Origin of the sequence: Geodermatophilus sp. YIM 151500, assembly GCF_025716945.1 — a bacterium.
Classification (GTDB): domain Bacteria; phylum Actinomycetota; class Actinomycetes; order Mycobacteriales; family Geodermatophilaceae; genus YIM-151500.
This window is the reverse complement of sequence record NZ_JAOVZT010000003.1, coordinates 1-1931: the sequence shown is the minus strand read 5'-3', so window position 1 is coordinate 1931 and position 1931 is coordinate 1. Positions and strand designations below refer to the sequence as shown.

1 protein-coding gene is annotated in these 1931 nt (G+C 78.2%); it reads right to left on the bottom strand.

What is annotated here, in order from left to right; all coding sequences use genetic code 11:
- The coding region (locus tag OF117_RS06440) for a hypothetical protein (protein WP_318014223.1) at positions 1 to 669 on the bottom strand (669 nt) is incomplete at its 3' end.
- Positions 670 to 1931: the final 1262 nt, after the last annotated feature.

Below are 1931 nucleotides of genomic sequence, written 5' to 3'. Positions count from 1 at the left end.
CGGCTCCTCGGCGAACTCGACGCCGAGGAGCTCCTCTCCGAGGAGCTCGGGAGCGGCGGCGGCGACCGCCTCGGTCCATTCCTCGGCGAGCTCGGCCTCGCCCTCCGCGCGCAGCAGATCCGCGTAGGCGGTAGCCAGGCGGAGCCGGCCGGCATCGGCCGGGTCGAGGTCTCGCGGTCGGACGCGGCCACCGAGCGCCCCTTCGAGCACGAGCCGGGCCGCGGCCGACTCCCCGAGGTCGCGGCGCGCCCCGGCCTCGACCAGCCGCAACTCCGCGACCTCGTCGGGGTCCGGACCCTCCGCGAGCGCCTCGGCGACCAGGCGCAGGGCGATCTCCGGCCGGCCCAACGCCCGCTCGCAGTCGGCGAGCACCGGGCGGTATGCCCGGTCCCCGCTCATGCGGCGGTAGGCCCGCAGCTCGCGGGCCGCCTCCGCGTAGTCCCCGGCGTGATAAGCCGCGACACCCACGGCCTCGCGGACCGCGGCCACGCGGGAGGCGCGGTCGCGGGCGGCACGGGCGTGCGCCAACGCGGCATCCGCGTCCTCGTCCACGAGCGTGCCCGCCGCGACCAGGTGACCGGCGACGCGCTCGGCGTTGCGCGGATCGAGCCCGCGGAGCGCCGCGCGGACAGGCGGGGCGAGCTCGCTCACGTCCACCCACTCGGGCACGCTGGGCGCCTCGGGGCGCGCGGGACCGGCGTCGAACTGACGACCACCCCGGCCGGCGCCGCCGTCCGGGCGGCGGTCACCCGCCGCGCGCCCCGCACGCTCACCCGGCGCGCGGTTCCGCTCCGGACGACGATCCCGCCCGTCGCCGCGGCCCGCGCCGCTTCCCTGACGGTCATCACCCGGGCGGTCCCGCCACCCGCCGGACGCGCGGGATGGCCGGTCGTCACGCCGCCCGCCCTGCGGACGCCGGTCCGCCCGGCTGTCCTGAGCCGCCGGTTGCCGAGAGCGACCGCCTTCCGGCCGCCGTTCCCGCCAGTCCGACCGTGCGTCGTCTCCGTACGGCCGCTGCTCCTCCGACCTGCGGTGCGGCCGTCGTTCGCGCCAGTCCGCCGCGCTGCCGGGCCCCTGCGGCCGACCGGCCCGGGCGCCTCGCCCCTGCCGGGCAGGCACGCCACCGCGGCCGCCCGACCGTTCGTCACCGGGATCACGCCGTGGACGGCGCTCCTGCCACGACCGCTGCGACCGGCCCTCCGGTGACCGCTCCCCCTGCGGACGGCGCTCCTGCCAGGACCGCTGCGACCGGCCCTCCGATGACCGCTCCCCCTGCGGACGGCGCTCCTGCCACGACCGCTGCGACCGGTCCCCCGGCGTCCCCTCCCGCGGACGGCGCTCCTGCCAGGACCGCTGCGACCGGTCCCCCGGCGTCCCCTCCCGCGGACGGCGCTCCTGCCAGGACCGCTGCGACCGGCCCTCCGATGACCGCTCCCCCTGCGGACGGCGCTCCTGCCACGACCGCTGCGACCGGTCCCCCGATGACCGCTCCCCCTGCCGACGGCGCTCCTGCCAGCGGGCGGGCGCGCCCGATCCCGGCTGCGAACGATCGTCGCGCTCACGGAACGGACGGCGTTCGCGCCGCTCCCCGGCCTCCTGCCCGGCCTCCTGGGAAGGGTCGTGTCGCGTTCCAGTGGGCCGGGGACGGCGGTCCGACTGCCGCGGCTCGTCACCGCCGCGGGAGGACCAGGCGCGCCCCGCGCGGTCCCCCGAGCGGACCCCACGCCGGTCGTCCGGACGGTCGGAGTTTCGTCGCGGGCCTGTCATGGCAGCTGGGCACCTCGTCGTCGAGCTCTAGGGCGGGTCATGGCTGCGGCTCTCGAGCCCGCCCATGCGAAAAGGAACGGGGGTCAGAGCCGCAGCTCTGACCCCCGTTCCGGTGATGGTTGTCCGGCGGCGTCCTACTCTCCCACCCCGTTGCCGGGGCAGTA